Source organism: Devosia sp. A369, assembly GCF_054489345.1.
The window spans coordinates 607,090-631,978 of sequence record NZ_JBTMWV010000001.1 but is presented as its reverse complement, the minus strand read 5'-3'; the positions used below and the strand labels follow the sequence as shown (position 1 = coordinate 631,978).

Here is a 24,889-nt window from a genome sequence, read left to right as displayed (position 1 = left end):
GCCTACCTCACCTCCCCGCTCAACGTATCCAACTCCATCTCCCGCAGCCGCTTGACCTCGTCGCGCAGTCTGGCCGCCTTCTCGAATTCCAGATTGGTCGCGGCTTCGCGCATTTGGGTTTCGATGTCTTTGATGACGGCGGCGAGGTTGGCGCCGACCTGGACTTGTTCCTTGCCGTCGCGGCCCTTGCCGATGGAGACGGTGACGTGGTCGCGTTCGTAGACCGAGTCCACGATGTCGTGGATGTTGCTGCGCACCGATTGCGGGGTGATGCCGTGTTCGAGATTGTAGGCGGTCTGCTTGTCGCGGCGGCGGCTGGTTTCGGCCAAAGCGCGTTCCATCGAGCCGGTGATGCGGTCGGCATAGAGCACCACCTTGCCGTCGACGTTACGGGCGGCGCGGCCGATGGTCTGGATCAGTGAGGTTTCGCTGCGCAAAAAACCTTCCTTGTCGGCGTCGAGAATGGCGACGAGGCCGCATTCGGGAATGTCGAGGCCTTCGCGCAGCAGGTTGATGCCCACCAGCACGTCAAAACCGCCGAGGCGGAGGTCGCGGATGATCTCGATGCGCTCGATGGTGTCGACATCGGAGTGCATGTAGCGCACGCGAATGCCCTGCTCATGCAGATATTCGGTCAGATCCTCGGCCATCTTCTTGGTGAGGACGGTGAGCAGGGTGCGGTAGCCCTTCTTGTTGGTCTGGCGGATTTCATCGACCACATCGTCGACCTGCGCCTTGGCCGGGCGGATTTCCACCGGGGGATCGATCAGCCCGGTGGGGCGGATGACCTGTTCGGCAAACACGCCGCCGGTCTGGTCCATCTCCCAACTGCCAGGGGTGGCCGAGACATAGACCGATTGCGGCCGCATGGCGTTCCATTCCTCGAAGCGCAGCGGGCGATTATCCATGCAGGAGGGCAGGCGGAAGCCATATTCGGCCAGGGTCGCCTTGCGGCGGAGGTCGCCTCTGTACATGGCGCCGAGCTGGCCGATGGTGACGTGGCTTTCGTCGACAAACACCAGCGCGTTATCGGGCAGATATTCGAACAGCGTCGGGGGCGGCTCGCCCGGCTTGCGGCCGGAGAAGTAGCGCGAGTAATTCTCGATGCCGGCGCAGGAGCCGGTGGCTTCCATCATTTCCAGATCGAACAGCGAACGCTGTTCGAGGCGCTGGGCTTCGAGGAAGCGGCCGGCGGCGTTCAGCTCGGCGAGGCGGGCATGCAGCTCGGTGCGGATGGCCTTGATGGCCTGGTTCATCGTGGTGCGCGGCGTCACGTGGTGGGAATTGGCGAAGACGCGAATGAAGGTGAGATCGGCGGATTTTTTGCCGGTCAGCGGATCGAACTCGGTGATGGATTCGATCTCGTTGCCGAACAGCGACACGCGCCAGGCGGCGGCTTCATAGTGGGCGGGGAAGATTTCCACCGTGTCGCCGCGCACGCGAAAGGTGCCGCGGACGAAGCCGGTGTCGCCGCGCTTATATTGCAGGGCCACCAGCTTGGCGAGCAGCTCGCGCTGGTCGATCTTCTGGCCCTTTTGCACGTCGATGGTCATGGCGGTGTAATCTTCCACCGAGCCAATGCCGTAAATGCAGGAGACCGAGGCGACGATGATTACGTCGTCGCGTTCGAGAATGGCGCGCGTGGCCGAGTGGCGCATGCGGTCGATCTGCTCGTTGATGGTGGATTCTTTTTCGATGTAGGTGTCGGTGCGCGGGACGTAGGCCTCGGGCTGGTAATAGTCGTAATAGGAGACGAAATATTCCACGGCGTTGTCGGGGAAGAAGCTTTTGAACTCGCCGTAAAGCTGGGCGGCGAGGGTTTTGTTGGGAGCGAGGATCAGCGCCGGACGGTTGGTGCGGGCGATGACCTGGGCGGCGGTGAAGGTCTTGCCCGAGCCGGTGACGCCGAGCAGCACCTGGTCGGATTCGCCATTGTTGATGCCTTCGACCAGCTCGGCGATGGCGGTGGGCTGATCGCCGGCGGGCTCATAGGGCGTGACCATGCGGAACGGCTTGCCGGCGTCGCGCTTGAGGTTGGACTGCGCCTTGTGCGGCACCCAGGGGGAGGAGCCCTCCACCTCCTTGCGGCCATGCAGGATGATCTGCTCGAGGGCCTTGACCGTGGCGGTGATGCCGACGGTCTGGGCGTTTTCCAGGCTCTCGCCCTTGCGGGCCTTGTTCTTCTTGATGCTGTCATCCAGCGCCGAGCGGATTTTGGACAAAGCTTCGGGATCGGCGGCAGCGGCGCGGGAAATGTCGCGGGCCGACATGGCGGCGGGCGAGGGCATATGGCCGAAGCCGGCTTGTGGGGTTTCACCCATGCCGTCGAAATCGACGCGGTCGACCGAGTTGATCTTGGTCTTGCTGGATTTGGCGGCCATGCCGGTGGCGGTGTCGTTGGAGGATTTGGTGGTGCGGCGCTTTTCCAGCGCGGTCTTCTTCTTGGCGGCCTGCTGCTCGGCCTTGAGCGCAGCGGCTTCGGCCTCGGCGGCGTCGGACGCGACTTTCTGGTCGGCACGGTCGAGGGCGCGCTTGTTGCGCATGCGCTCGGCATAAAGCGGCTTGCTGGCCGCGATATCCTCGGCCTTCTCGATCTCGCCGAGGAAATCGTCGATGGAAAACTCGGCTTTGCCGGGGCGTGCAGACTTGTCGGCCATGAAGACACCATGCGCTGGGGAGGCGACTCAGATGGGGGCTGAGGCGCGTTTATGCAATGTTGCCGCCAGCATAGGGGCTATCGAACGGAGAGGGAACAGCCGCTGCTGACAAGGGGTGTCAGGAGGCCGCTGGTTTACCGCCGGGCTTGGTGGCGAACCAGATGGTGTGGCGGGCGCCGCGGCCGGATTTGCTGGCGCGGACGCTGAGCTCTTCGACGGCGAGATTGGCGCGCTTGAGGCGGCGGGTGAATTGGGCGTCGGGAGCGGAGGACCAGACGGCGAGATGGCCGCCGGGGGTGAGCGCGACCTTGGCGGCGGCGAGGCCGGTGGCGTTGTAAAGCCGGTCATTGGCGGGGCGCGACAGGCCATCGGGGCCGTTATCGACATCGAGCAGGATGGCGTCGAAGGGTTTGCCGCCGCTGATGGCGGTGGCGACGTCGCCGACGTGAATGGTGACGCGGGGATCGTCGAGGCTGGCGCCATGGATAATGCTCAGGGGCCCGCGAGCCCAGGCGACGACGGCGGGGACCAGTTCGGCGATGACGATTTCGGCGTCGGGGCCGAAGCTGTCGAGGGCGGCGCGCAGGGTGAAGCCCATGCCGAGGCCGCCGATCAGGATGCGCGGTTTGGCGCGGGTGCCGATGCGGGCGACGGAGAGGGTGGCGAGCTGTTCTTCGGAGCCGCTGAGGCGGCTGTTCATCAGCTCGATGACGCCGGACATGATGGAAAACTCGGTGCCGCGTTGCATCAGCTTGAGCGCGCCGCCGCCGGGCATGATGGTTTCATCGAGTTTAACCCATGGCAGCATGCCGGACTCCTGTGTTGACGGGCTGTGTAGTCCGGTTTGGCGGCGGAGTCATGGGTGGGCTTGTCGCGGGGGCTCGGTGTGCGTGGCCCCACCCCACCCTCGGTCCCTCCCCATCGAAGGGGAGGGAGGCGCTGGGGGCAACGCACCGGTTGATCCGGCTCGATCTCAGGATGGGTCCCGGCTCGAGGCCGGGATGACATCGGGGTGGGGCGGCTTTGTGCCTTAGGCGAGTAGCGTCACCGGGACGGTGCCGCCATTGGCGGCGAGTTTGGCGAGGACCTGCTTGTGCAGCCAGATATTCATGGTGGCGGAGTCGGATTTGTCGCCGGTGTAGCCGAGTTCGTCGGCCAGGGTCTTGCGGGCGGTGAGCGAGCTGTCGAGGTCGAGGGCTTTCATCAGGTCGACGATGGAGGTCTTCCAGTTGAGCTTCTGGCCCGATTTGGCGACGGCAGCGTCGAGCACGGCGGCGACATCCACCTTGGCGGCGGGGGCGGCAGCAGCGGCGGCGGCGTTGGCGGCGATGGAGTCGGCAATCACCTTGTTGGCGGCGGCCATGCCGGCGTCGAGCGCGGCCTGCTGCTTGTCGGCGACCGAAGTGGTCGGAGCCGGGGTCGGGGTGCTGGTGGTCGAGGCGGTGACCGGAGCGCCGAAAATCTTGCCTTTGATATCGTCGAAGAAACCCATGAAATGACCCTTTGCAAAAGTAATCATTCTAGAGACGGCAGCTTGGCGGCGAGATCAAGGCAGAACGGGCTGCCATCGTCACCATCCGGTTTATCCGGGTGGGCCATGCGGTGTGCAGGGACGATGGATTGCCGGGAGGGGAGACGCGCCGCCCCGCGGGGCGGCGCGGTGGGTTTAGTGGCGGGCCGGGGTCCAGACGATCCAGGCGAAGAGCAGCACGCCGATGAAGGTGACGATCGAGAAGACGGACAGCACGGGCACGATGGCGGTGTTGCCCTGCAGCAGCATGTAGAGCGAGGCGGTCATCACTACGACGCCGAGCGTGTAGATCGCATATTGCAGCATGGGCAGGCGACCGACGGCCTTGGCCGGGTTCAGGGCGTAATAGCCGCCGAACAGGGCGCTGGTGACCCAGCCGAGCAGGTTGATATGGGCGTGGGCGCTGGCCACGCCGTGATTGCCGCTGATCGACATATGCAGGCCGACGGCGATGCCGACGAGCAGGAACAGAATGGCCGTGCGAAAGAAGTATTTGGAGATGCGTGGCATGATGGTTTCCCCCTGAGACGCTGGCGTCGCAGTCCCCTCATGGACTCAGTCCAGCGGAGGCACGATAGACTGTTGGTTGGGGAAAGCTATTGCTGTTGGGGGACGCGGTGGGCCGTGCAACGCGGGCCGCTGCGTCGGTGTATTTGGCCCCACCCCACCCTCGTTCCCTCCCCATCGAGGGGAGAGTGTTATTTTAGACTGCCGCTCCGAAACGCTGCGTTGGCGGCAATGACACTATCGGCTCTTGCCCTCCCTCCCCCTTGAGGGGAGGGCCGGGGAGGGGGTGGCATTGTGGGCAACTGCACGACCCCCACCCTCAATCCCTCCCCTCAAGGGGGAGGGAGGCGAAGGAACCGATATGCCGGAGCCGAGTCCAAAGGAACCCTCCTTCAAGGGGGAGGGGACCGCATGGTGTTTGGGGCAGCTGTCAGTAAACCCGGATCGAGGAGAGGGCGCGGCGGAGGTAGCGGTCGAGGGTGGGCTGGGAGGCGGTGATGCGCTCGCAATAGCTCTGGAAGAAGCGATCGCGGCAGGCAGCGGCGGAGACCGGGCCATCGATTTTGACCGAGGCGAAGCTGTTATCCAGGCCGAGTAGCGCGAGGTCGTCAATGACGCGGCCGGAGGGGACGCAGAGGGCTGCGCCGGTGTAGTTGGCGCCCTGATAAAAGCAGACGCTGCCGCTGCCGCCGGCATAAGGCGGGCGAGGCGTGCCGGGGGGCTGGCCGAAAGCGACGCCGTGCTTGGGCGTCCAACCGCGACCGCCAGCGCCATCGACGAGGCACCATAGTTTTTGGCAGCGCATCGCCTTGATGGCGACCAGAGCGGGCAATTGGCCGGTGATGGCATATTGGGCGCCGGGGCCGTTGTAGAGCACCAGCGGCTGGCGGCTCCAGGCATGGGTGCCGGCGACCTCCGGGGCGGCGAAGGCCGGGGCCTGGCTGAGCAGGAGAAGGGTGAGGAGGCTGGCAAGAGCGGTCAGGAAACGACGCATGGCGGTATGATCCCCGGCGTTGATCGACGACAGCAGCCTAGCGCGGCGGGAGCCGGGCTCCAAGGCGCAAAAAAAGGGCGCAGCCGAAGCTGCGCCCGTATCAGATGAGGTTAGCGGAGGCGGATCGAGACGATGTAGTCGTCAAAGTCGCCCAGCGAGGAGGCGCTGGTGGTGTAGGTGCGGCAGCTGCGGAAATTGCTGTCCGAGCACACCTGGACCTGCAGGCCATCGCGATTTTCGATCGAGGAAATGCGGTCGGCCCAATCGCCCAGATTGCGCACGCTATCACCTTCATTCATGCAGAAGCTGTCGCCACGGAAGCGCGAACGATCATAGAAACAGACTTCCGAGAAACGCGGGGGCTGCGGGCGAACCACCGGGGGACGCGACGGTGTGGGGCGCGTGTAGGGCGGCTGCGACGGCGTCGGGCCAACGCCGAAATTGAAGCTGGGGCCGTCAGGGCCGACCTGGAAGCCGAAGGACAGGCCGGGCTGGCTCGGATTGACCGGGCGACCGCCGCCGGCATTGAGATAGCTGGCCGAGACCCAGCCATCGGGGCCGGGCTTGGCGATAAAGCACCAAGAGCCCTGGCACTGCTGCACATCGACCGTGGTGCCGCGCTGCACGGTGTCGACCACGGTATAATTGGTGCCCGGACCGGAGCGCACATTGACGTTGCTGGTGATGGTGCCCGGTGCGGCATAGGCAGCCGGCAGGAACACCACCGCAGCGGTGGCGGCCACGGCAACGCCGGTAGCGATATTGAGCAACATCTTGCGGGTTTGGCGATTCATGGTCTGCTCCTCAGGACTCTGCCGACCGGTCCCGGGGATCGGGACGACGCTGGCGGCCGGTGACGCTTACTGTTTAGTCAAGTAACGGGGGCAGGAAGAAAAGAGTTCCGACCCCCGCAACCGGATCTGTCGATATGGTCAATAGCGGCGGCTGGCTGAACGCTGGCTGAACGGATTGGCAGACCCCGTTCAGCATGGAGTCAGGGCTCAATCCGACGCTTTTTGCCGTCTTCGCCCAGCGCCACATAGATGAAGCGGCCGTCGGTGACCTTGACGCGATCGTCAACGTGGTTGCGGCGGGCCCAGGCTTCGATGGCTACGGTGATCGACGTGGTGCCGACGCGCTCAATGGTGGTGTAGACGCACAGCACGTCGCCCACCTTGATCGGGGAGATGAAGGTCATGGCCTCAACGGCCACGGTGACGGTGCGGCTCTGAGCCCGTTCATGGGCGGCGATGCCGCCGGCAATATCCATCTGGCTCATCACCCAGCCGCCGAAAATGTCGCCGGATGGATTGGTGTCCGCCGGCATGGCCAGCGTGCGGATGGTCAGGACGCCAATGGGCTCGCTGGGGCTAGGCTGCACGATCACGGTCCTTTCACCGGCCAGCGGCCGACAGCTTCTTCCCAATGCTTGCGGCAGAGCGAGATATAGACCGATTTCTCAATCGAAACCTGCTCGCCATCGGTCAGCACGCGGCCATCGACATTCTGGCGAACCACCATGGTGGCCTTGGCGCCGCACTCACAGATGGTGCGAATTTCCCGCAACTCATCCGCGATGGCAAGCAGTTGTTGGGAGCCGGGAAACAGTTTGCCCTGGAAGTCGGTGCGCAGGCCGAAACACATCACCGGAATCTTCAGCCGGTCGCTGACCCGGGCCAATTGCCAGACCTGATCCGGGGTGAGGAACTGCGCCTCATCGACAAACACGCAATCGACCTTGCCGCTCTCCTGCTCTTCGCGGATGGCGTGGAACAGATCGTCATCGGCGGAATAGAGGGCCGCCGGCTCGGCAATGCCGATGCGCGAGGCAATCAGGCCGATGCCGTTTTCGACATAAAGCGCCGAGGTATAGAGCAGCGGCCGCATGCCGCGCTCGCGGTAATTATAGGCGGCCTGCAGCAGCAAGGTCGACTTGCCGGCATTCATCGCCGCGTAGGAAAAATAGAGCTTGGCCATGCCTGTTTGTGCCGGACCTGTGGAGTACGCGCGAGGGCTAAGAGCGGTGCTCCACAAAAAAAATGGCCGCCCGGGGGTGGGCGGCCAGAAATGCCGATGGCGTCGGCAGGAGCGGCGGGGTTGGCGGCCGCAGGCTCCCAGGGTCGGGCCGCCTGGGGAAGGGGCCGGGACCAAGGGGAGGCTAGCGGCGCTGTGTGACGACGGCATGACGGCGTGAGGCCCGCCGTTCAGTTGGCGTTCAGCTTGGCTGATGCCATTGTGGGGCCGAATTTGTATGGAGTTTTGACGATGCGGAAAGCGGTTTTTGCAGTTGGGGCGCTGGCCCTGCTGGCGCAGCCGGTGCTGGCGGCGTCGCCGGCCGGTATCTGGGAAATCGAGATGCGGGATTCGCGCTACAGCGTCGAATTATGCGGCGATGGCACCCAACTCTGCGGCACGCTGATCTGGCTCGGCAATGGCGCCGACAACAAGGAAAACCTGCCCTATCTCAACACGCTGATGATCGATCACGCCAAGCCGGTGGCGCCGAATTTGTGGAAGGGCGATCTGCATATTTATGGGCAGACCGCCAGCGGGACCATCACCCAGGTCAGCGATGACCAGATCACGCTGCAGGGCTGCGTGCTGCTGGTGATCTGCAAGACGTATCAGATGTATCGGTATGGGCAGTAGGGGGGGCTTCGCCCCGGTCCGTCACCCTCGGGCTTGACCCGAGGGCTCTATACTTGCTGCGCTTAGCGTAAGTGCAACGCCCTCGGGTCAAGCCCGAGGGTGACGAGCGGTGGGTTGGGACGCAGGCCCCTAATTCGTTGTTCGGGCCATATGGGCCTGGCGGCGGGACCAGAGGGGGGGCAGGGCTTCGACGGCGAGGATGGCGGCGAAGATCAGCGCGGCGCCGGCATAGCCGATCGGGGGCAGGCGCTCGCCCAGCAGCAGCGCGCCACCGATGGCGGCGAACAGGCTTTCGGCGGAGAGAATGAGCGCCGCATTGGCGGGCGGCACATATTGCTGGCCGATGGCCTGGAAGGTGAAGGCGACAGCGGTGGACAGAATGCCGGCATAGGCGATTTCCAGCCAGCCGGCGCTGATGCCGGCCATGGTCGGGGTTTCGAGGACGAAGGCCAGCGACGATGCGGCCACGCCGGCGATGAGGAAGCTGACGGCCGAAACGAAAATCGGCAGGCCGGTGGCGCGGGCGACATGGCCGAGCAGGATGACATGCAGCGCCCAGAATACTGCGCCGATGACGATGAGGCCGTCGCCGCCATTGAAGCTGTCGAGGCCGCCGCCATTGAGGAAATAGGTGCCGATCAGCGCCAGCGGGACGCAGACGAAAATGATCGGATGGGCCCGGTTGCGGAACAGCACATAGCCCAGCACCGGGACGAAGAAGACATAGAGCCCGGTGAGGAAACCGGCATTGGTGGCGGTGGTGGTGGCCAGCCCGGCCTGCTGCAGCCAGGAGCCGGCGAAGAACACCGCGCTCATGGCGAGAATGAAGCCCCAATGGGCGCGGGTGAGCGGTTCGACACGGCGACGGCGTTCGCGTAGGGCGAGCGGCAGCACCAGAAGGCCGCCCAGCAGGTAACGCACCCCGGCAAAGGTCAGCGGCTCCATGCTGTCCATGGCGGATTTTTGCGCGATGAAGGCAAAGCCCCACAGCATGGTGCAGATCAGAAGCAGCAGGGCGGCGACGGGGCGGGACATTGGATTTGGCTTTTTGGTTGGGGTGGAGTGTGCAGTCGACACCCTCCCCTTGCGGAGAGGGATCAAGGGTGGGGGTAATCACGCGCATCGAGCTTGCGGAGAGATACCCCCTCCCGGCTCGATCACGGACTTAGCAAACGCTAAGTCCTATCTCGCTGTCCCTCCCCGCAGGGGGGAGGGTTGTCGACTGTTGGATTTCGCCTACTTCAGCTCGGCATCCAGTGCGGCGATGAGCTGCTGGATTTCCTCTGGCGAGGTGTAGTGCGTGAAGGAGAGGCGCAGGACGCCGTGGGTGGGGTCGATGCCGACGGCTTCGAGCAGGCGGTAGGCGTAAAAGTGGCCGCCGCCGGCCATGATGCCGTGTTTGGCGAGGCGGGTGGCGACGGCGGCGCCGGGTTCGGAAAGGCCAAGCGCGATGGTGGGGGCGCGGGTGGCCGGGTCGGCGGGGCCGATCAGGCGGACGGTGTTCTTGCCGCGCAGATAATCCAGCAGCGGGGCGGCGAGGGCGATTTCCTGGGCGCGCATGGCGGCGTGGGCGCGGCGATAGGGATTTTCGCCTTCCACATTGTCGCCGGCGATGGTGGCGACGGTTTCGAGATAATCGACGATGCCGGATGATGCAGCGATCTGGGCGTGGTCGGGGCCGGCCGGGGTCAGGCGGTAGCGCGGCTTGTCTTCATTAAAGAAATGACCCTGATTGGGCAGCGCCATCGCCAGTTCGGGACGCACGGCCATGATGCCCTGATGCGGACCGAACACTTTGTAGGCCGAGAAGAAATAGATATCGGCGCCGAGCGCCATGAGGTCGGGCAGGCCATGCGGGGCGTAGCTGACGCCGTCGATGGCAGTGACCGCGCCGACGGTTTTGGCGCGGGCGGCGATATCGGCGATGGGGTTGATCTCGCCGGCAATATTGGAGCAATGCGGCGCGGCGACGAGGCGGACCTTGCTATCGAGCAGCTTGTCGAGATCAGCCAGGGAGAGCTGGCCGGTGACCGGATCGACGCGCCATTCGCGGATTTCGGCGCCCATTTTGGCGAGCTTGCGCCAGGCGCCCGAATTGGCCTCGTGATCCTGATTGGTGACGATGACGGCGTCGCCGGGCTTGAGCCAGCCGGCAAAGGCATTGGCCAGCACATAGGTGTTGGCCGATGACGAGGGGCCGAAATGGATCCAGTCGGCGGTGACGTTGAGCGCCTGCGCCAGCCGCTCGAAGCTCAGATTCATCGCGGCGCCGGCTTCCTCGGAGGCCGGGTAGAAGCCATAGGGCTGCACCTTGGTGGCGCGATAATAATGGTCGAGCTTGGCGAGCACGGCGCGAGCGGTGTAGGAGCCGCCGGCATTTTCGAAAAAGGCTTGGCCCTGGAGGGACGGTTCGGCAAAGGCGGGGAATTCGGCGCGAATGCGGGCCGGGTCGAGAGGCAGAGTGCTCATCAGCTATGGGTCCAAGCGGCGGGTCTCCGATTGGTAGAGGATGGGCAGATAAAAGCAAACCCCGGCGGTTGAGCGCCGGGGTTTGAGCGACCACCCGCCCGGGGGCTGGCGGGTTATCGCAACGGTGGCGTCAGCCCTGGGGGGCGGGCGCGGTTTCTACTGCCGGAGCGGCGGGGCCGCGCTTGTTGAACTGGCCCAGCTTGCCGCCGCGGTCGGGGCGCTGTGGGGTCAGTTGGGCCAGTTGCTCGGCGCTGAGGCTATCGAAAAAGGCGGTGGCGGCGGGCTGCACGGCTTCGAGCGCAGCGAGATGGGCGGCGGCGATGGCGATGCGGGCATCAAGGCGCTCGGCGGGGCCGGGACGCGTGGCGGTTTCGCCATCAGCGGGAGCCGTGGGACGCAGGGAAGCGGTGGCGGTGGTGAAGTCGGTCGCGGCGGCCAGCGCGGCGGTCTTGAGCGTGTCGAAGAGCGGCTGCTGTTCGGTGGTCAGCGTGACGCGGTGGCTGAGGCGGACCAGGGCGATCTCGACGCCTTCAGCGCCACGGGCGAAATTGAGGACATCACCGCCACCCATGCGGGCATCCATGCGGCCACCCTGACGCTGGCCGTGATGGTCGGCACGGAAGTTGTGTTGCTGGGCGGAGGGGGCAGCGCTTTGGGCATAGGTCGGGGCGACGGCGGCGAGGCCGATGGTGGCGGTCATCAGAGCCACGATGGCGGTGGTGGTGATCGTCTTCATGGGAGGTCCTTTGCATGGGAGCCGGGTAGGCCCGGCAAGAAGGACCCTAGCTGGTGTTGCCTATGCGTGACCTTGCGGGGAGGTGAAGACTTGGTCAGGTTGGTAAGGTGGGGTCGTTTGGGCATTCCGTGTTTGGGGCCGCCGCCCCCTCACCCTAACCCTCTCCCCGGAGGGGCGAGGGGACTGATCGAGTGTGGGGGGCGATCGGTAAATGGGGGCTGGCATGATCGAGATTGTGGTCGATCCGTTTCCGTCTGACGACGCCATGCGGGGCTTGTGGCGGCTGGCTTGGGGCGGCGAGGGGGCGGAGAGTTTTCAGCCGATATTGCAGCGGAGCCTGGGGCATGTCGGGGCGTATGACGGCGCGGCGTTGATTGGCTTCGTCAATGTGGCCGGGGATGGGGGCGTGCACGCCTTCATTCTCGATACCTGCGTGGCGCCGGCCTATGGCCGACGCGGCATCGCGGTGCAACTGGTGCAGCAGGCAGGGGAGACGGCGCGCCAGCGCGGGGCGCAGTGGCTGCATGTGGATTTCGAGCCGCAGCTGGAGGCGTTTTACCGGCAATGCGGCTTTGGGCCGACCGCTGCGGGGTTGATGCGGCTGGCCTAAGGCCGCAGGTCGCGGAGGCCGGAGAGGATCAAAGTGAGGCCGAGGGCGCCGAAGGCGGTGCCGAAGGCGGCTTCGATCCAGCGCCAGAAGCGGGCATAGCCCCGGCTGGCGGGGCCGCTGGAAAACAAGATGCCGTAGGTGCCGTAGATGAGGATGGACGAGGTTGCGGCGATGGGGCCGAATAGCAGCACTTCGCCGCCGCCCAGGCCGGAGCCGAACAGGAAGGTGGCGATGGCCATCCACATCAAGAGGGCTTTGGGGTTGGTCATGACGACGAAAAAGCCGCGCCGCCAGGCGGCCAGTTCGGAGAGCGGGCGGGTTTCGCGTTTCAGCGCCGCATCGCTGCCGCGCAAAGCGGCCCGCAACCCGCGATAGCCCATGACGCAGAGATAGGCGCCGCCGACGAATTTGAGCAGAGTGAGCAAAGCCGGCACGGCGGCAAACAGGGCGCCGAGGCCGAGGGCGGTCATGGCGGCCCAGACCAGCGTGCCGGAGGCGATGCCGGCGACCACCAGCAGGGACAAGCGGCGGCCTCGGCCGAGCGCCACGGCAATGACGGCGAACATATTGGGGCCGGGCGAAGCCTGGGCGGCGACGACGCCGAGCAGGACGATGAGATAATTCTGCAGCATGGGGGTGCTCGGGGGCTAGCGGAAGCGGCTGGCGACGAAGGCGTTGATGGCGTCGAGCGTGGTCATACCCTCGGGCGTATCCAGATTGAACTGGAATTCATGCGGCAGGGAAGGAACGTGATCGGCGGGGAAGAAGAGGGACTCAACCGATACATTCAGTTCGGTGAGGCGCTGGGCCAAGGCGACGGCCTGCACGCCGAGCGGATCGCCATTGCCGCTGGAAATGAAGGATGGCGGGAAGGAAGGGGTGACGTAGTTCGTAACCGGGGCCAGATCGAAGGCTTCGTCCTCGACGAAATTCTTGACGCCGGAATAGGCCCACAACACGGTGCGCAGGAACCAGCCGAAACTGCCGTCGAGATCAATGCCGGTCATGTCATAGGCGCCCGACACCAGCAGCGCGCCGCGCAATTGGGCCGGGGTGATGGTGGGGGCGATGTCCATGGCGGCGGCGTAAGCCGGGTCGGTGATGATATTGGCAAGCTGGGCGGCGATCTGCGCGCCAGCGGAATCACCGGCGAGAATGATGCGCGTTGGGTCGATATTGAGCTCGGCGGCGTGGGCCGTGAGATAGGCAAGGGCGGCGTTTACCTGCCGGACCGGGGTGGGGTAGCTGCTGCCATAGCCGGTGGAATATTCGACGCTCACCGTGGCGACGCCGCTGCCGGCGAGGACTTTGACATAATTGGCGACGCCGGCTTTGCTGCCGGCGATCCAGGCGCCGCCATGCACCCAGACGATGACGGGCAATGGCGCGGTCGCGTCAGGCGGCAGGTAAAGGTCGAAGGTCTCGATGGGGTCGGGGCCATAGGCCAGATCGGCGCGGGTGACGATGCCGGGCGGCACGTGCTTTTCCAGCCGCGCCTCGGAGGCGGCGTCGCCCTGGGCGAAGACATATTGGATGAGCAGCGCCGAGGGCCAGGGGCTGAGGCGAAACGCCAGCAGCCCCGCCAGCAGCAGCACGACGACGGTCGCTAACGTCCACAACCAGAACCGCTTCATCGACCTGCCCCCGCATGCGTCGCGACACTAATTACGGCGCGGGGCGAACTCAATGGCGTTTCAGGTCAGGAGGCGATGTATTCGCGCAGCTCTTCGGTCTCGCGTTCGGCCTGCTCGATCTTGGCCTTCACCACGTCGCCAATGGAGACGATGCCCACCAGATCGCCATCTTCGGCAACCGGCATATGGCGGATATGGAGCTGGGTCATGCGCTCCATAACATCGGCGATGGGGGTGTCGCGGGTGCAGGTGACGACGCCGCGCGTCATGCACTGGCTGATCGACAAAGCGAGGGCGCCGGTGGGGTCCTGGCCGAGGCGGCGCACGATGTCGCGTTCGGAGAGGATGCCGATGATGGCGCCGCCGGCATCGGTGATCACTAAGGCGCCGACATTATGCGCATTGAGCGCGGCCACCGCATCGCTGAGGGTGCCGGCTTCGGGCAGGGTGTGAACCATCACGCCCTTGGTTTGCAGGATGGTATCGACAAGCATGTTGAAGTCCTCCTTGCGCCAAGTCTGGACCGCCGTCGGGCGCGCGGCAATAGGCCGATGGTCGAGTTGCAGAAAATAGAAAAGGGCCGGCGCAAGGCCGGCCCAGTTGGTGACGTTGGTCAGGGAGGACGTCGGAGATCAGGTGTAGCGCTGGCTAGGGGACCAATGATGCGCGATACGCCGGGGAGCAGGGGCCTCCGCCGGCAAATTGCCACGCAAGGCAAAGCGCGTGACTTCGAACAACACTGCGAGGACCAGGATGGTCAGCGGCACCATGAACATCGCGATCTGGGTGTCAGGCTGGCTGGCCAGATTGGCGGCGGTGGCCGGCGTAACGCCAACCAGCAGGGCTGAAACCGTAGCCAGGGCCAGCAGGGCCGTGGAGGCTACAGCATAGAGCCCGATATTTTTCCGCTTGCCGGACGTGGAATTGTGCATGGGATCGACGTCTGCCTTGTCTTTCGCAATGCCCTCATCAAGCCACGCGAATGCGGTTCGAGTTTGGGGGCAATGGGGTCCGACGCGTACCATTTGAAGGCAAAACTGTGGCAGAGCGAGCCGCCGGAGGCGGAAAACAGGCTCCGCAACCGGCGGCTCAGGCTGGGTTAACGATGCCGATGCGCCTTGTGCGGGCGGCCCAGAATGGCGGTGATCGCGGCGGTGAGCGGGCTGGTCAGGCCATCGATATAGGGCTGGTTGCGCTCGGTGACGACCGGGGCGGTATCGGCCTCGATCCAGTGCTGGTGATAGATAGTCTTGAACAGATAGCTGGCGGGGATCATTTCAGGCTCCATATTGAATCGGTTCAATATATATATGTGGAGGAATGCGTTGAACCGGTTCAAAATAGGAGCTGTACTGCCACGGAGTCAAGTGGAAATTGAACCGATACAAAAATTGTGATACCGCAACAGCGAGAAACCGGAGCGGGTGGAAATTGGCAAAGCAGGGCGAGACCAGCATCAAGCTCAAGGACGTGGCGAAGGCTGCCGGGGTGTCGCAGGGCACGGCGTCCAACGTGTTCAGCCGGCCCGATATCGTGCGTGAAGAAGTGCGCGAGCGGGTGCGCGCTGTGGCCAAGGAACTGGGCTATGCCGGGCCGAGCCTGACCGGGCGGCTGCTGCGGGCGGGCAAGATCAACGCCATCGGCGTGGCGACGGCCGAGCCGCTATCGTATTTTTTCGAGGACCCGTGGGCGCGGGCGATGATGGCGGCGATTTCGGCCTGTTGCGATGCGCGCGGCGCCGGCATCGCGCTGGTGTCGGCGCAGAACCGGCAGCGGCCGGCCTGGAATATCCAGAGCGCCTTGGTGGATGGCTTCGTGCTGATGTGCGCCGAACAGGGTGAGTTGCTGGTGGATCTGACCCAGCAGCGCGACCTGCCCTTCGTGGCGCTGGCTCTTGATGAGGCGATGGGCAAGGTGCCGGCCATCGCCATCGACAACCTGGGCGGGGCGCGGCAGGCGGCCGAGCATCTGCTGGGGCTGGGGCATCGGCGGTTTGGCATTATCGGGCTGGGCGACGCGCCAATGGTGGCGCTGGAGTTTTCGGCGTTGCGGGCCGGGCCCTATGCGACGGTGCGTGACCGGGCCGAGGGCTATGCGCAGGCGCTGGAGGCAGCGCCGGCGGAGGTGGTCGCGTTTGAGACCGATGCCAGCCGGGCCGGTGTTACGGCGATCATGGAACAGCTGTTCGGCGCGGGCGATGGTCCGACGGCGCTGCTGGCCATGTCGGACCGGGTGGCGCTGCTGGCGATGGACTGGCTGCAGCAACGGGGCCGGCGCGTGCCGGAGGACGTGTCCATTGTCGGCTTTGACGGCGTGCCTGAAGGGGCCGAGACGCTGCCGGGCCTGACCACGGTGGCGCAGCCGATGGAGGAGATCGCCAAGTGGGCAGTGGCGGCGATACTCGACGACCAGATGCCCGATGGGCGGGAATTGCTGGCACTGGAGCTGGTCATTCGGGGCAGTACCGGGGCGCCTCGTCCGAACTGACCAGTTGCTCCCGACCCGGCGAGCCCGTATCAGTCTGCCCGGCATTTAAGCGGGAGAATGAAATGGGGTTCTTGTCCGAAGCACTGGCGCGGGTGGCGCCGTCGGCGACGGTGGCAATCAGCCAGAAGGCGCGCGTCATGGCGCAGGAGGGCCGCGATATCATCGCGCTCAGCGCCGGCGAACCCGATTTCGATACGCCGCTCAATGTGCGCGACGCTGCCAAGCGCGCCATGGATGAGGGCAAGACCCGCTATACCAATGTCGATGGCATTGCCGAGCTGAAGGAAGCCGTGGCCGCCAAATTCCGCCGCGACAACGGGCTCGACGTGACGGCGGCGGATTGCTTTGTCAGCTCCGGCGGCAAGCAGATCATTTTCAACGCGCTGATGGCGACGCTGAACCCCGGCGACGAGGTGGTGGTGCCGGTGCCCTATTGGGTGAGCTATCCCGAAATCGTGCGGCTGTGCGGGGCCGAGCCGGTGTTTGCGGTGGCGGATGCGTCGACCGGCTTCAAGCTGTCGCCCGAAGTGCTGGAAGCGGCGATCACGCCCAAGACCAAGTGGCTGCTGCTCAATACGCCGTCCAACCCGACCGGCGCGGCCTATAGCGCCGAGGAATTGCGCGGGCTGGCCGATGTGTTGCTGCGCCATCCGCAGGTGCATATTCTCACTGACGATATCTATGAAGTGCTGGTTTATGATGGCGGGGTGTTTGCCACCATCGCCCAGGTCGAGCCGGCGTTGCAGGCGCGCACGCTGACCATGAATGGGGTGTCCAAGTCGCATGCCATGACCGGCTGGCGCATTGGCTATTGCACCGGGCCGCGCCCTTTGCTGGCGGCGATGACCAAATTGCAGGGCCAGTCGACCACCAATCCCAGCTCGATCTCGCAATGGGCGGCGGTGGAAGCGCTGAACGGGCCACAGGATTTCCTGGCCGAGTGGCGGGACGTGTTCCAGACGCGCCGCGATCTGGTGGTGGCCGGGCTCAATGCCAATACCGGGCTGGACTGCCTGACGCCGGAGGGGGCGTTTTACGTGTTCCCGTCGTGCCAGCGGCTGCTGGGCAAGATTTCGGCGGGCGGGGCCAAGCTGGTGACGGACGAGGATTTCGTCATGGCGCTGCTGGAAGAGACCGGCGTGGCGCTGGTGCATGGCACGGCGTTTGGGCTGCCCGGGCATTTCCGGCTGAGCTATGCCGCGAGCAATGCGGAGCTGGAAGAAGCGGTGCGGCGGATCCAGGGGTTTTGTGCTGGGATTCGGTAGGGGCCCCGCTCGTCCCACGACCACGATGTCATCCCGGCCTTGAGCCGGGACCCATCTCGAGATCTCAGGATGGGCCCCGGCTCAAGGCCGGGGTGACACGGCGGGTGGGTGAGATCGCTAGGCGTAGGGCGCTGGTCCTATTTCCCCATCCAGCTCAGAAAGCCCGTATCGCTGCCGCCGGCTTGGGCGAACATTTGCATCAGTTTGTTGGTCGATTGGTAGCTGGAGACGGCGGCCTGGTAGAATTGGTCGCTCCAGCCGACGGCTTGGCGCTCTTCGGCGCTCATCGAGCCGTAGATGGCCATGATGTTCTGGCTGAAGGCGCTGGGGTCGCTGGATTTGGCGGCGTTCTGGAAGCCGGCCAGTAGGGCGGCGCCGCTCTTGCCGCGCAAGGCGGTCTGGGCAGCGTTGATTTCCGCGGTGTTGAATTGAGCGGTGCCGTCGAGCACGATGGATGACAGGCTGCGGCTGTCGAATTTGGCCATGTCGATATAGGTGCCGACAGTGGTGGCCTTGTTGAAGGTCGGCGCCTTGCCGTTTTCCAGCGCCGTCGCATAGAGCTGGTCGAGCACCTTGCGGGTGCCGGTCGCCACGTCGGCAATGTCGGGCGGGGCGGTCTGCTTGCCGGCGTCGAGCAGCACCAGATAGAGCGCCACCGGATCGTCGTCGCCGGCGTCGGGCATGGTCTTGGGATCGGTCTGCAACTGCTTTTGTGCATCGGTGACGGCGGCGCGACCGGCGATCCAGTCGGCGCCGGCCTTTTCCTCGGCGCTGAGGCTGTCGAGATAATCGGCGGCGGCCTTGTAGAGGCCAGTGAAATTGCCGGTGACCTTGGCGACGGCGGCGGGGCCGGACAATGCCGCCTCCAAGCGACGCTGCATTTCGAGGCCGGCGGCGGTCCGTTCATCGGGGCTGAAACTGTCATCGCTGGCCATGGCGAAGAGTTCGCGGGGGTCGAGGCTGGTCAGGTCGAGGGCGAGTTTGCCGGCTTGCAGCGGCGAGGTGCGGTCGGCGTCCTTGAGCAGGGCGGTCAGCTTGGCGCGGGTGTCGGTGATCACCGTGGCGAAATCGCGCTCGGTCAGAGCGGCGCGGGCCTCGTCGGAGAGGGTCACCATGGTCGCCGCAGAATCGGTGGTGCTGCTGCCGGTGGATGCAGCGGAAGCGGTGCTGGCCTTGCTGGCAGCGTGATTGGAGGCGGCGGCCTGATAGTAGCTGCTGGTGGGGTAGGTGGTGTTGATGCCAACCATCGGACACTCCTGCATTCGGTCAGGGACCGTCATGCAAGCTCTATGCCGACAAAAAACCGTGCAGAATCAATGACGGGTGGAGCAGGGGCGGCAGAATGTGCCGGGTGGGGGACAAAAAAGGCCCCGCCCGAGGGGATGGGCAGGGCCTAGGGGTCATCAGCCGAAGCATCTGACCTTGGAGGAACGGCGCCACGAACGCCGTTGATCTGGTCGAGATGACTATCTGATGACGGCAGGCGCGACACAAACGCGCAATGGGAAGTGCTGCCATGCAGATTCGCTGGTCGGCGCCGGCATATAGGCAAAAAAAAGAGGCTCCAACCGAAGTTGGAGCCCAATGATAGGGCCGAAGCCAAATCTTAGTAATGGCCCAGCGCAAGGGAGGAGGATATGCGCCGAACCGGGTGGACAGAGGCCGAGGGAGGAGAAAAGGCCTAAGTCCGGTGTCGCAAGAAGCGGGTCCGAGGGAGGAGGTACGGAGCGGCTTCACCAGCGACAAGGCCAATATAGGTTTTGACCGTCTGGTCAGCAAGGGAAAGGTCAGCATGACTGCCATGCAATTCTGACAGCGGCAATCTGTCCATGCCTTTCTGAACGCTCAGAATATCGCCAGATATTTCAGCAGCGAGATGATGCCGATGACGATCACCACGATCTGCACGATCTGGCGCATGCGCGCTTCGATCGGCAGGCGCTGAACCAGCCAGAGAATGAGGACGATCACCAGGAAGGTCAGGATGCTGATCAGAACGGAAGTGCCCACGGAATTCTCCAAACGCGCAGGTTGCGCGATGCTCAACGCGGCGGTTGGTGTTTCGTTGCGTCCAGCGGCACCGACGAAAAAAAAAGGCCCTGTCCGAAGACAGGGCCTGATGACTGGGCCGAAGCCAAATCGAAAGTGGGGCAGAGAGCAAGGGAGGAGGAGATGCGCTCTGCCATTGAACCTGGATCGAGGGAGGAGGATACGATCCCGGTTCGGTGTCGCGATACTTGGTCCGAGGGAGGAGGGTTCAGACCGCGTCTCAGCGACAGGTGCAATATGTACTCTAGTGAGTTGGTAGACAATAGGATCACCAACATGTCAGCCATGCAAATTTCGCGTAGGCCGAAAATGAATGTGGCCCCACTCGAGGGGAGAGTGGAGCCACATCAGTTTGCAGGGGCAAGCCCCCGCAAGGAGGGAACGCAGCAGGCGCAAGGGAGGAGGAGAAGCGCCCGCTGTGCTGGTGGGCATATAGGCCGCGAGCTTCTGCTCATCAATCGAGCAGGTGACATGGAAGCCATGCGTCTTGCGCATGTGGTTTTAAAAGAGGTCGGTGAAAGGCTTGGCAATTAACCGGGTTATTGCAGCGAATCGAAGCTGGCGATGGCCGCAGCCAGCTCGCCCAGATGGGCGATTTTGATGTAATGCGGCTCATTGGCGGGTTCTTCGGCCTGCTCATAGGCCCAGGTGAGGTCATGCGGCACATAGGCGGCAAAGCTGCCGGCAGCCAGCGCGGGCAGGATATCGGAGCGCAGCGAATTGCCGACCATGATGGTGCGCGCAGCGCCATCGGTGTGACGCTCGAAGATGCGGGCATAGATCGCCGAATTCTTGTCGGCGACGATTTCGACGGCGGCGAAATACTCGGCGAGACCGGAGGCGGCGAGCTTGCGCTCCTGGTCGAACACATCGCCCTTGGTGATCAGAATCAGCCGGTGGGTCTGCTGCAACTGGTCCAGCGCGGCATCGACATAGGGCAGGGTCTCGATGGGGTAGCGCAGAAGTTCGCGGCCGGCAGCGAGGATTTCGGCGATGACGGTGCCGGGAACGCGGTGGTCGGTGACCTCCAGCGCCGTCTCGATCATCGAAAGGGCGAAGCCTTTCATGCCGAAGCCGTAAAATGACAGGTCGGGCGCGTCGGTATAGTCGCGCAGCAGATCAACGAAGCGCTGCTCAGTGAGGCGGAAGAACTGCTCGTTTTGCCAGAGGGTGTCGTCGGCGTCGAAGGCGATGGTGGTGATGGGCATGGGCATGGGGCTATGCCGTCGTGTGCTGGAGCAGGGACCGCCATTCGGGCGTAGCCCTCATGGCCTTCTGACCTAAAATCACGCCACTGGCGTGATTTTGCCTTGGCCGGTCAGAAGCTCCACTCACGCGCTTTGCCGACGAGGAAGTCGCGGAACACGCCGACGCGCTTGGAGTTTTTCAGGGCTGGCGGATAGACGAAATAGGCCTCGTAAGCCGGCAGCTCGACCTCGGGCAGCACCTGGATCAGGCCATCGGCCTTTTCGGTGACATAGGCGGGCAGCATGGCGATGCCGATACCGGCGCGGCAGGCCTGCAGCATGCCATAGATGGCATTGACCTTGAGCGCGGCGCGACGCGGGCTCGAATCGGTGCGGCCCATGCGTTCGAGATAGTTGATGTCGCCCAGATAGGACGGCACCGGCTCGCCGAAGCTGATGATGCGGTGATCATCGAGCTGCTCGGCGCTGGTGGGCACGCCATAGGCGTCGAGATAGGCGTTCGACGCGTAGAAGTGGTTGTGCACGGTGAACAGCTTGCGCTGGATCATCTCGGACTGGTTGGGGCGGTGCAGGCGGATGGCCACATCGGCCTCGCGCATCGCCAGATCCAGCTCGGCGTCGTTGAGGCGGATTTCGAGCTGGATCAGCGGATAGAGCTTGAGGAATTCATCAAGCCGCGAGCTGAGCCAGGTCGAGCCGATGCCGACGGTGGTGGTGACGATCAGGGGACCGGTGGGGACATCCTGGCTTTCGGACATCTGGGTTTCGACCTGCGCCAGCTCCCAGCTCATGCGGTGGGCGGTGCGGAACAGCTGCTCGCCCACTTCGGTAAGCACGAGGCCCCGGGCGTGGCGAATGAACAGCTTGAGACCCAGATCATCCTCAAGCGCGGAAATCTGCCGGCTGACCGCCGACTGGCTCATGCCGAGTTTTTCGGCGGCATGCGTGAAACTGCCCGACTCGGCGGCGGTGTGGAAAATCCGGAGTTTGTCCCAGTCGAGCATTTCGTTTGACGCTTTCTAATTTGGCCGGCTGTTACTCCGCCGCCTCGGCAAGTTCGTGTTCGGCGAGATAGCGCTCGGCTTCGAGCGCTGCCATGCAGCCCATGCCCGCCGCCGTCACTGCCTGACGATAGACATCATCGGTGACGTCGCCGGCGGCATAGACGCCGGGGATATTGGTTTCGGTGGTGCCCGGCTTCACCAGCAGATAACCGCCGGGCTTCATGTCCAGCTTACCTGCAAAGATGGATGTGGCGGGGGCATGGCCGATGGCGACGAAAATGCCGTCGATCGGCTGCTCATAGGTGCGATTGGTGGGGATATCGCGCAGCGTCACCGAATTGACCGAGGGCGGCATGGCCGTGCCGCCGATATCGGCGATCTCGGTATTCCAGCGCACTTCGATCTTGGGGTGTTTGAACAGGCGGTCCTGCAGGATGCGCTCGGCGCGGAACTCGTCGCGGCGATGCACCAGGATGACCTTGCTGGCAAAATTGGTGAGGAACAAAGCTTCCTCGACAGCGGTATTGCCGCCGCCGACGACCAGCACTTCCTTGTTGCGATAGAAAAAGCCATCGCAGGTGGCGCAGGCGGAAACGCCAAAGCCCTGGAATTTCTGTTCGCTCGGCAGGCCCAGCCATTTGGCCTGGGCGCCGGTGGCGATGATGATGCTGTCGGCGGTGTAGATGTCGCCGCTATCGCCGGTGAGCACGAAGGGGCGCTTGTCGAAATCGACATCGACGATGAGGTCGTTGACGATTTTGGTGCCCACATGCTCGGCCTGCGCCTTCATCTGGTCCATCAGCCAGGGGCCTTGAACCACGTCAGCAAAACCGGGGTAATTCTCGACATCGGTGGTGATGGTCAGCTGCCCACCGGGCTGCAGACCCTGAATCATCACGGGTTCAAGCATGGCGCGCGCCGCATAGATGGCGGCGGTGTAGCCGGCCGGGCCGGAACCGATGATGATGACTTTCGCGTGCATCGCAACGCTCTCCGACTAAATGCGAATTATCCTCAGGCCCTAGTTAAGGGTCTAAGGCCCACTCTTTCAAGGCAAACCATTGCGTAGAGCTGCATGTGCCTGTGGAACACACGCAAATGTCACAGCCATGCCGGACAGCGGCCCGCGTTTTGGGGCCGGCAACGAGAAGCGGCGGCAGGATGCCGCCGCGAATCGCATGCAAAGCTGGCGTGAGCGCCCGAAGGCGTCAGGCGTATTTGACCTTGAGGATCTCGTAGCTGCGGGCGCCGCCCGGGGCCGAGACCTCAAAGGAATCGCCGACTTCCTTGCCGATCATGGCGCGGGCGATGGGCGAGGAAATCGAGATGCGGCCAGCCGAGGCATCCGCCTCGGGATCGCCGACGACCTGATAGGTCTTTTCTTCCTCGGTATCCTCGTCGACATAGGTCACGGTGGCGCCGAACTTGACGGTGGTGCCGGACAGCTTGGTGATATCGATGATATCGGCCAGCGCCAGAATCGTCTCGAGTTCCTTGACCCGGCCTTCGTTGAGGCTCTGCTGCTCCTTGGCAGCATGATACTCAGCGTTTTCCGACAAGTCGCCATGGGCGCGCGCTTCGGCAATGGCCTCAATGATGCGACGGCGCTCAGTGGCGGTGCGATGCTCAAACTCGACGACCAGCGCCTTATGGCCGCCAATTGTCATCGGGATCTTTTCCATTTCGTCGCCTCCATGCGGCACGGCAGATAAATAGCCTCATCCCCAGCCAAAATCCGTGCGGCATGCGCTTCACGATTAAATTTTAGGGGAATTTGGCCCACGTTGCCCGCCGGCCGCGTTTCGGTCAAGCGGGTGTGTCACTGAAGATGGTCATGTCCACACACGCATTCAAGTTTTGAACCCAATAGCGTCGAAAGGCCCCACCATGCCCGGATTTCGGATTTCCCTGCTTGCCATGCTGATGGCGGGTGTCGCCAGCCTGCCGGTGATGGCCCAGACCATCGAATCAAGCGCCGGCCCGCTCAGTGCCACCGTGGTTGCCGAAGGGCTGGACCATCCCTGGGCGCTGGGCTTTCTGCCGGATGGGCGGATGCTGGTGACCGAGCGCAGCGGGCAGCTGCGGGTGATCGCCGATGGGGTGGTGGGGGCGCCGATTGCGGGCGTGCCCAGAGTCTATGCCGAAGGGCAGGGTGGCTTGCTCGATCTGGCGCTGGCGCCCGACTTTGCCAGCAGCGGGCAGATTTATCTGAGTTTTGCCGAGCGTGCCGCGGATGCGGGCCTGCAACGCGGGCAGGGCACGGCGGTGCTGTCGGCAAAATTGGTGCTGGAGGGTGACAGCGGGCGGCTGGAAAACAGCCAAGTGATTTTCCGCATGAATAATTTCACCACCACCAATCGGCATTTCGGTTCGCGCATCGTGGTCGGGCAGGACGGCAATCTGTTCGTGACGCTGGGCGAGCGCGGCGATGCCGAGCGGGCGCAGGATATGGGCGATCTGGCGGGGGCCATTGTGCGTATCGGCCCGGATGGCTCGGTGCCGGCGGATAATCCCAAGCTGGAGGGTTGGGCGCCCGAATTGTGGAGCAAGGGCCACCGCAATCCGCAGGGCGCGACACTGCGCGAGGATGGGACATTGTTCACCGTCGAGCATGGGGCGCGCGGCGGCGATGAGGTGAATATGCCGCAGCCGGGCGGCAATTATGGCTGGCCGGTCATCACCTATGGCGTCGATTATTCCGGGCTGGCGATCGGGGAAGGCACTGAGAAAGCCGGGATGGAGCAGCCGCTACATTATTGGGACCCGTCCATCTCGCCTTCGGGACTGGATTTTTACGAGGGCGATTTGCTGGCTGACTGGCAGGGCGATCTGCTGGCCGGGGGGCTGAGCGGGCAATTGCTGGTGCGGCTCGATGTCGAGGGCGATGCCATTGTCGGCGAGGAACGGCTGTTCGCCGGACAGCTGGGCCGGATTCGCGATGTGCGGGTGGGGCCGGATGGGGCGATCTATCTGCTGACCGACGAGGCGAATGGCCAATTGATCCGGGTGGCGCCGGAGGGGCAATAGGCGCAATCGGGCTTGCTTCGTCGGGACGGTCCGTCGAAACTGCGCTAACAGCAAGCCGGAGC

General features: G+C 64.2%; 26 protein-coding genes and 1 pseudogene. 5 read left to right on the top strand and 22 right to left on the bottom strand.

The genetic code is table 11. The features are described 5' to 3' along the window. Positions 1–29: 29 nt before the first annotated feature. The 8 genes and pseudogenes from uvrB to ACX3OZ_RS03105 form a co-directional block, all read right to left on the bottom strand. A pseudogene (gene uvrB / locus ACX3OZ_RS03140) lies at positions 30–2,381 on the bottom strand (excinuclease ABC subunit UvrB); the annotation flags it as partial. A gap of 394 nt (positions 2,382–2,775) precedes the next feature. Beyond that, positions 2,776–3,465: a spermidine synthase gene (locus tag ACX3OZ_RS03135; RefSeq protein ID WP_459103798.1), complete on the bottom strand. Its 690-nt coding sequence runs from the start codon at positions 3,463–3,465 to the stop codon at positions 2,776–2,778. A 222-nt stretch (positions 3,466–3,687) separates the two neighbouring features. Next, a complete protein-coding gene (locus ACX3OZ_RS03130) occupies positions 3,688–4,149 on the bottom strand; it encodes a DUF3597 domain-containing protein (RefSeq protein WP_459103797.1) in 462 nt (153 codons plus the stop codon). A 174-nt stretch (positions 4,150–4,323) separates the two neighbouring features. Continuing rightward, positions 4,324–4,698 (bottom strand): hypothetical protein, encoded by a 375-nt coding sequence (locus ACX3OZ_RS03125; RefSeq protein ID WP_459103796.1) that lies wholly within the window; start codon positions 4,696–4,698, stop codon positions 4,324–4,326. A 427-nt stretch (positions 4,699–5,125) separates the two neighbouring features. Beyond that, positions 5,126–5,689 (bottom strand): peptidase inhibitor family I36 protein, encoded by a 564-nt coding sequence (locus tag ACX3OZ_RS03120; RefSeq protein WP_459094894.1) that lies wholly within the window; start codon positions 5,687–5,689, stop codon positions 5,126–5,128. 110 nt (positions 5,690–5,799) lie between these two features. Next, complete coding sequence (locus tag ACX3OZ_RS03115) at positions 5,800–6,483, bottom strand: SH3 domain-containing protein (protein ID WP_459103795.1); 684 nt, start codon at positions 6,481–6,483, stop codon at positions 5,800–5,802. A gap of 200 nt (positions 6,484–6,683) precedes the next feature. Then, positions 6,684–7,016 (bottom strand): acyl-CoA thioesterase, encoded by a 333-nt coding sequence (locus ACX3OZ_RS03110; protein WP_459095460.1) that lies wholly within the window; start codon positions 7,014–7,016, stop codon positions 6,684–6,686. Between the two features lie 56 nt (positions 7,017–7,072). Continuing rightward, positions 7,073–7,666 carry a thymidine kinase gene (locus tag ACX3OZ_RS03105; protein WP_459094896.1) on the bottom strand — a complete coding sequence of 198 codons (594 nt, stop codon included), beginning with the start codon at positions 7,664–7,666 and terminating at the stop codon, positions 7,073–7,075. Between the two features lie 288 nt (positions 7,667–7,954). On the opposite strand from ACX3OZ_RS03105, the gene ACX3OZ_RS03100 reads away from it, so the two are divergent. Next, positions 7,955–8,338 carry a DUF2147 domain-containing protein gene (locus ACX3OZ_RS03100; protein WP_459094897.1) on the top strand — a complete coding sequence of 128 codons (384 nt, stop codon included), beginning with the start codon at positions 7,955–7,957 and terminating at the stop codon, positions 8,336–8,338. A gap of 129 nt (positions 8,339–8,467) precedes the next feature. On the opposite strand, the gene ACX3OZ_RS03095 is transcribed toward ACX3OZ_RS03100, so the two are convergent. The 3 genes from ACX3OZ_RS03095 to ACX3OZ_RS03085 all read right to left on the bottom strand — a co-directional run bounded on the left by ACX3OZ_RS03095 (position 8,468) and on the right by ACX3OZ_RS03085 (position 11,543). After that, on the bottom strand, positions 8,468–9,373 hold the full coding sequence (locus ACX3OZ_RS03095) for a DMT family transporter (protein ID WP_459094898.1): 906 nt from the start codon (positions 9,371–9,373) through the stop codon (positions 8,468–8,470). Positions 9,374–9,574: 201 nt separating this feature from the next. Beyond that, positions 9,575–10,807: an aminotransferase class V-fold PLP-dependent enzyme gene (locus tag ACX3OZ_RS03090; RefSeq protein WP_459103794.1), complete on the bottom strand. Its 1,233-nt coding sequence runs from the start codon at positions 10,805–10,807 to the stop codon at positions 9,575–9,577. Positions 10,808–10,937: 130 nt separating this feature from the next. Further along, entirely contained in the window at positions 10,938–11,543 is a 606-nt protein-coding gene (locus ACX3OZ_RS03085; protein ID WP_459103793.1) for a Spy/CpxP family protein refolding chaperone, read from the bottom strand. A 223-nt stretch (positions 11,544–11,766) separates the two neighbouring features. On the opposite strand from ACX3OZ_RS03085, the gene ACX3OZ_RS03080 reads away from it, so the two are divergent. Next, entirely contained in the window at positions 11,767–12,153 is a 387-nt protein-coding gene (locus tag ACX3OZ_RS03080; protein WP_459103792.1) for a GNAT family N-acetyltransferase, read from the top strand. On the opposite strand, the gene ACX3OZ_RS03075 is transcribed toward ACX3OZ_RS03080, so the two are convergent. From ACX3OZ_RS03075 to ACX3OZ_RS03055, 5 genes are all read right to left on the bottom strand, one after another. Next, the gene (locus ACX3OZ_RS03075; RefSeq protein WP_459094902.1) at positions 12,150–12,785 is read right to left on the bottom strand and encodes a LysE family translocator; all 636 of its coding nucleotides are present in this window, start codon (positions 12,783–12,785) and stop codon (positions 12,150–12,152) included. The two genes, ACX3OZ_RS03080 and ACX3OZ_RS03075, sit on opposite strands and share 4 nt — an antisense overlap. A gap of 15 nt (positions 12,786–12,800) precedes the next feature. Continuing rightward, entirely contained in the window at positions 12,801–13,787 is a 987-nt protein-coding gene (locus tag ACX3OZ_RS03070; protein WP_459094903.1) for an alpha/beta hydrolase, read from the bottom strand. 65 nt (positions 13,788–13,852) lie between these two features. Next, positions 13,853–14,281, bottom strand: coding sequence for a CBS domain-containing protein (locus ACX3OZ_RS03065; RefSeq protein WP_459094904.1), 429 nt, complete (start codon positions 14,279–14,281; stop codon positions 13,853–13,855). Positions 14,282–14,419: 138 nt separating this feature from the next. Then, the gene (locus tag ACX3OZ_RS03060) at positions 14,420–14,719 is read right to left on the bottom strand and encodes a hypothetical protein (RefSeq protein ID WP_459103791.1); all 300 of its coding nucleotides are present in this window, start codon (positions 14,717–14,719) and stop codon (positions 14,420–14,422) included. A gap of 167 nt (positions 14,720–14,886) precedes the next feature. After that, on the bottom strand, positions 14,887–15,063 hold the full coding sequence (locus ACX3OZ_RS03055) for a hypothetical protein (protein WP_459103790.1): 177 nt from the start codon (positions 15,061–15,063) through the stop codon (positions 14,887–14,889). A gap of 155 nt (positions 15,064–15,218) precedes the next feature. On the opposite strand from ACX3OZ_RS03055, the gene ACX3OZ_RS03050 reads away from it, so the two are divergent. Both ACX3OZ_RS03050 and ACX3OZ_RS03045 read left to right on the top strand, forming a co-directional pair. Next, entirely contained in the window at positions 15,219–16,274 is a 1,056-nt protein-coding gene (locus ACX3OZ_RS03050) for a LacI family DNA-binding transcriptional regulator (RefSeq protein WP_459103789.1), read from the top strand. A 62-nt stretch (positions 16,275–16,336) separates the two neighbouring features. After that, positions 16,337–17,539, top strand: a complete 1,203-nt coding sequence (locus tag ACX3OZ_RS03045; protein ID WP_459103788.1) for a pyridoxal phosphate-dependent aminotransferase — start codon at positions 16,337–16,339, stop codon at positions 17,537–17,539. A gap of 137 nt (positions 17,540–17,676) precedes the next feature. On the opposite strand, the gene ACX3OZ_RS03040 is transcribed toward ACX3OZ_RS03045, so the two are convergent. The 6 genes from ACX3OZ_RS03040 to greA all read right to left on the bottom strand — a co-directional run bounded on the left by ACX3OZ_RS03040 (position 17,677) and on the right by greA (position 23,482). Continuing rightward, the gene (locus ACX3OZ_RS03040) at positions 17,677–18,786 is read right to left on the bottom strand and encodes a hypothetical protein (protein ID WP_459103787.1); all 1,110 of its coding nucleotides are present in this window, start codon (positions 18,784–18,786) and stop codon (positions 17,677–17,679) included. 598 nt (positions 18,787–19,384) lie between these two features. Further along, entirely contained in the window at positions 19,385–19,549 is a 165-nt protein-coding gene (locus ACX3OZ_RS03035; RefSeq protein WP_459103786.1) for a Thivi_2564 family membrane protein, read from the bottom strand. A 578-nt stretch (positions 19,550–20,127) separates the two neighbouring features. Then, positions 20,128–20,802 (bottom strand): HAD family hydrolase, encoded by a 675-nt coding sequence (locus tag ACX3OZ_RS03030; RefSeq protein WP_459103785.1) that lies wholly within the window; start codon positions 20,800–20,802, stop codon positions 20,128–20,130. Positions 20,803–20,906: 104 nt separating this feature from the next. After that, on the bottom strand, positions 20,907–21,800 hold the full coding sequence (locus tag ACX3OZ_RS03025) for a LysR family transcriptional regulator (protein ID WP_459094912.1): 894 nt from the start codon (positions 21,798–21,800) through the stop codon (positions 20,907–20,909). A 31-nt stretch (positions 21,801–21,831) separates the two neighbouring features. Continuing rightward, complete coding sequence (trxB, locus tag ACX3OZ_RS03020; RefSeq protein WP_459103784.1) at positions 21,832–22,782, bottom strand: thioredoxin-disulfide reductase; 951 nt, start codon at positions 22,780–22,782, stop codon at positions 21,832–21,834. A gap of 226 nt (positions 22,783–23,008) precedes the next feature. After that, positions 23,009–23,482: a transcription elongation factor GreA gene (gene greA / locus ACX3OZ_RS03015; RefSeq protein ID WP_459103783.1), complete on the bottom strand. Its 474-nt coding sequence runs from the start codon at positions 23,480–23,482 to the stop codon at positions 23,009–23,011. Positions 23,483–23,687: 205 nt separating this feature from the next. On the opposite strand from greA, the gene ACX3OZ_RS03010 reads away from it, so the two are divergent. Continuing rightward, positions 23,688–24,827, top strand: coding sequence for a PQQ-dependent sugar dehydrogenase (locus tag ACX3OZ_RS03010; RefSeq protein ID WP_459103782.1), 1,140 nt, complete (start codon positions 23,688–23,690; stop codon positions 24,825–24,827). Positions 24,828–24,889: the final 62 nt, after the last annotated feature.

What these genes read in the sequence shown, in the direction of transcription:
- ACX3OZ_RS03100 (WP_459094897.1), top strand. Translation starts at nt 7,955, where the DNA reads ATGCGGAAAGCGGTTTTTGCAGTTGGGGCGCTGGCCCTGCTGGCGCAG.
- ACX3OZ_RS03125 (WP_459103796.1), bottom strand. Translation starts at nt 4,698, where the DNA reads ATGCCACGCATCTCCAAATACTTCTTTCGCACGGCCATTCTGTTCCTG.
- ACX3OZ_RS03010 (WP_459103782.1), top strand. Translation starts at nt 23,688, where the DNA reads ATGCCCGGATTTCGGATTTCCCTGCTTGCCATGCTGATGGCGGGTGTC.
- ACX3OZ_RS03075 (WP_459094902.1), bottom strand. Translation starts at nt 12,785, where the DNA reads ATGCTGCAGAATTATCTCATCGTCCTGCTCGGCGTCGTCGCCGCCCAG.
- ACX3OZ_RS03040 (WP_459103787.1), bottom strand. Translation starts at nt 18,786, where the DNA reads ATGGTTGGCATCAACACCACCTACCCCACCAGCAGCTACTATCAGGCC.
- ACX3OZ_RS03060 (WP_459103791.1), bottom strand. Translation starts at nt 14,719, where the DNA reads ATGCACAATTCCACGTCCGGCAAGCGGAAAAATATCGGGCTCTATGCT.
- ACX3OZ_RS03070 (WP_459094903.1), bottom strand. Translation starts at nt 13,787, where the DNA reads ATGAAGCGGTTCTGGTTGTGGACGTTAGCGACCGTCGTCGTGCTGCTG.
- ACX3OZ_RS03045 (WP_459103788.1), top strand. Translation starts at nt 16,337, where the DNA reads ATGGGGTTCTTGTCCGAAGCACTGGCGCGGGTGGCGCCGTCGGCGACG.
- ACX3OZ_RS03120 (WP_459094894.1), bottom strand. Translation starts at nt 5,689, where the DNA reads ATGCGTCGTTTCCTGACCGCTCTTGCCAGCCTCCTCACCCTTCTCCTG.
- ACX3OZ_RS03115 (WP_459103795.1), bottom strand. Translation starts at nt 6,483, where the DNA reads ATGAATCGCCAAACCCGCAAGATGTTGCTCAATATCGCTACCGGCGTT.
- greA (WP_459103783.1), bottom strand. Translation starts at nt 23,482, where the DNA reads ATGGAAAAGATCCCGATGACAATTGGCGGCCATAAGGCGCTGGTCGTC.
- ACX3OZ_RS03080 (WP_459103792.1), top strand. Translation starts at nt 11,767, where the DNA reads ATGATCGAGATTGTGGTCGATCCGTTTCCGTCTGACGACGCCATGCGG.
- ACX3OZ_RS03090 (WP_459103794.1), bottom strand. Translation starts at nt 10,807, where the DNA reads ATGAGCACTCTGCCTCTCGACCCGGCCCGCATTCGCGCCGAATTCCCC.
- ACX3OZ_RS03065 (WP_459094904.1), bottom strand. Translation starts at nt 14,281, where the DNA reads ATGCTTGTCGATACCATCCTGCAAACCAAGGGCGTGATGGTTCACACC.
- ACX3OZ_RS03110 (WP_459095460.1), bottom strand. Translation starts at nt 7,016, where the DNA reads ATGCCGGCGGACACCAATCCATCCGGCGACATTTTCGGCGGCTGGGTG.
- ACX3OZ_RS03095 (WP_459094898.1), bottom strand. Translation starts at nt 9,373, where the DNA reads ATGTCCCGCCCCGTCGCCGCCCTGCTGCTTCTGATCTGCACCATGCTG.
- ACX3OZ_RS03105 (WP_459094896.1), bottom strand. Translation starts at nt 7,666, where the DNA reads ATGGCCAAGCTCTATTTTTCCTACGCGGCGATGAATGCCGGCAAGTCG.
- ACX3OZ_RS03055 (WP_459103790.1), bottom strand. Translation starts at nt 15,063, where the DNA reads ATGATCCCCGCCAGCTATCTGTTCAAGACTATCTATCACCAGCACTGG.
- ACX3OZ_RS03130 (WP_459103797.1), bottom strand. Translation starts at nt 4,149, where the DNA reads ATGGGTTTCTTCGACGATATCAAAGGCAAGATTTTCGGCGCTCCGGTC.
- ACX3OZ_RS03135 (WP_459103798.1), bottom strand. Translation starts at nt 3,465, where the DNA reads ATGCTGCCATGGGTTAAACTCGATGAAACCATCATGCCCGGCGGCGGC.
- ACX3OZ_RS03025 (WP_459094912.1), bottom strand. Translation starts at nt 21,800, where the DNA reads ATGCTCGACTGGGACAAACTCCGGATTTTCCACACCGCCGCCGAGTCG.
- trxB (WP_459103784.1), bottom strand. Translation starts at nt 22,782, where the DNA reads ATGCACGCGAAAGTCATCATCATCGGTTCCGGCCCGGCCGGCTACACC.
- ACX3OZ_RS03030 (WP_459103785.1), bottom strand. Translation starts at nt 20,802, where the DNA reads ATGCCCATGCCCATCACCACCATCGCCTTCGACGCCGACGACACCCTC.
- ACX3OZ_RS03085 (WP_459103793.1), bottom strand. Translation starts at nt 11,543, where the DNA reads ATGAAGACGATCACCACCACCGCCATCGTGGCTCTGATGACCGCCACC.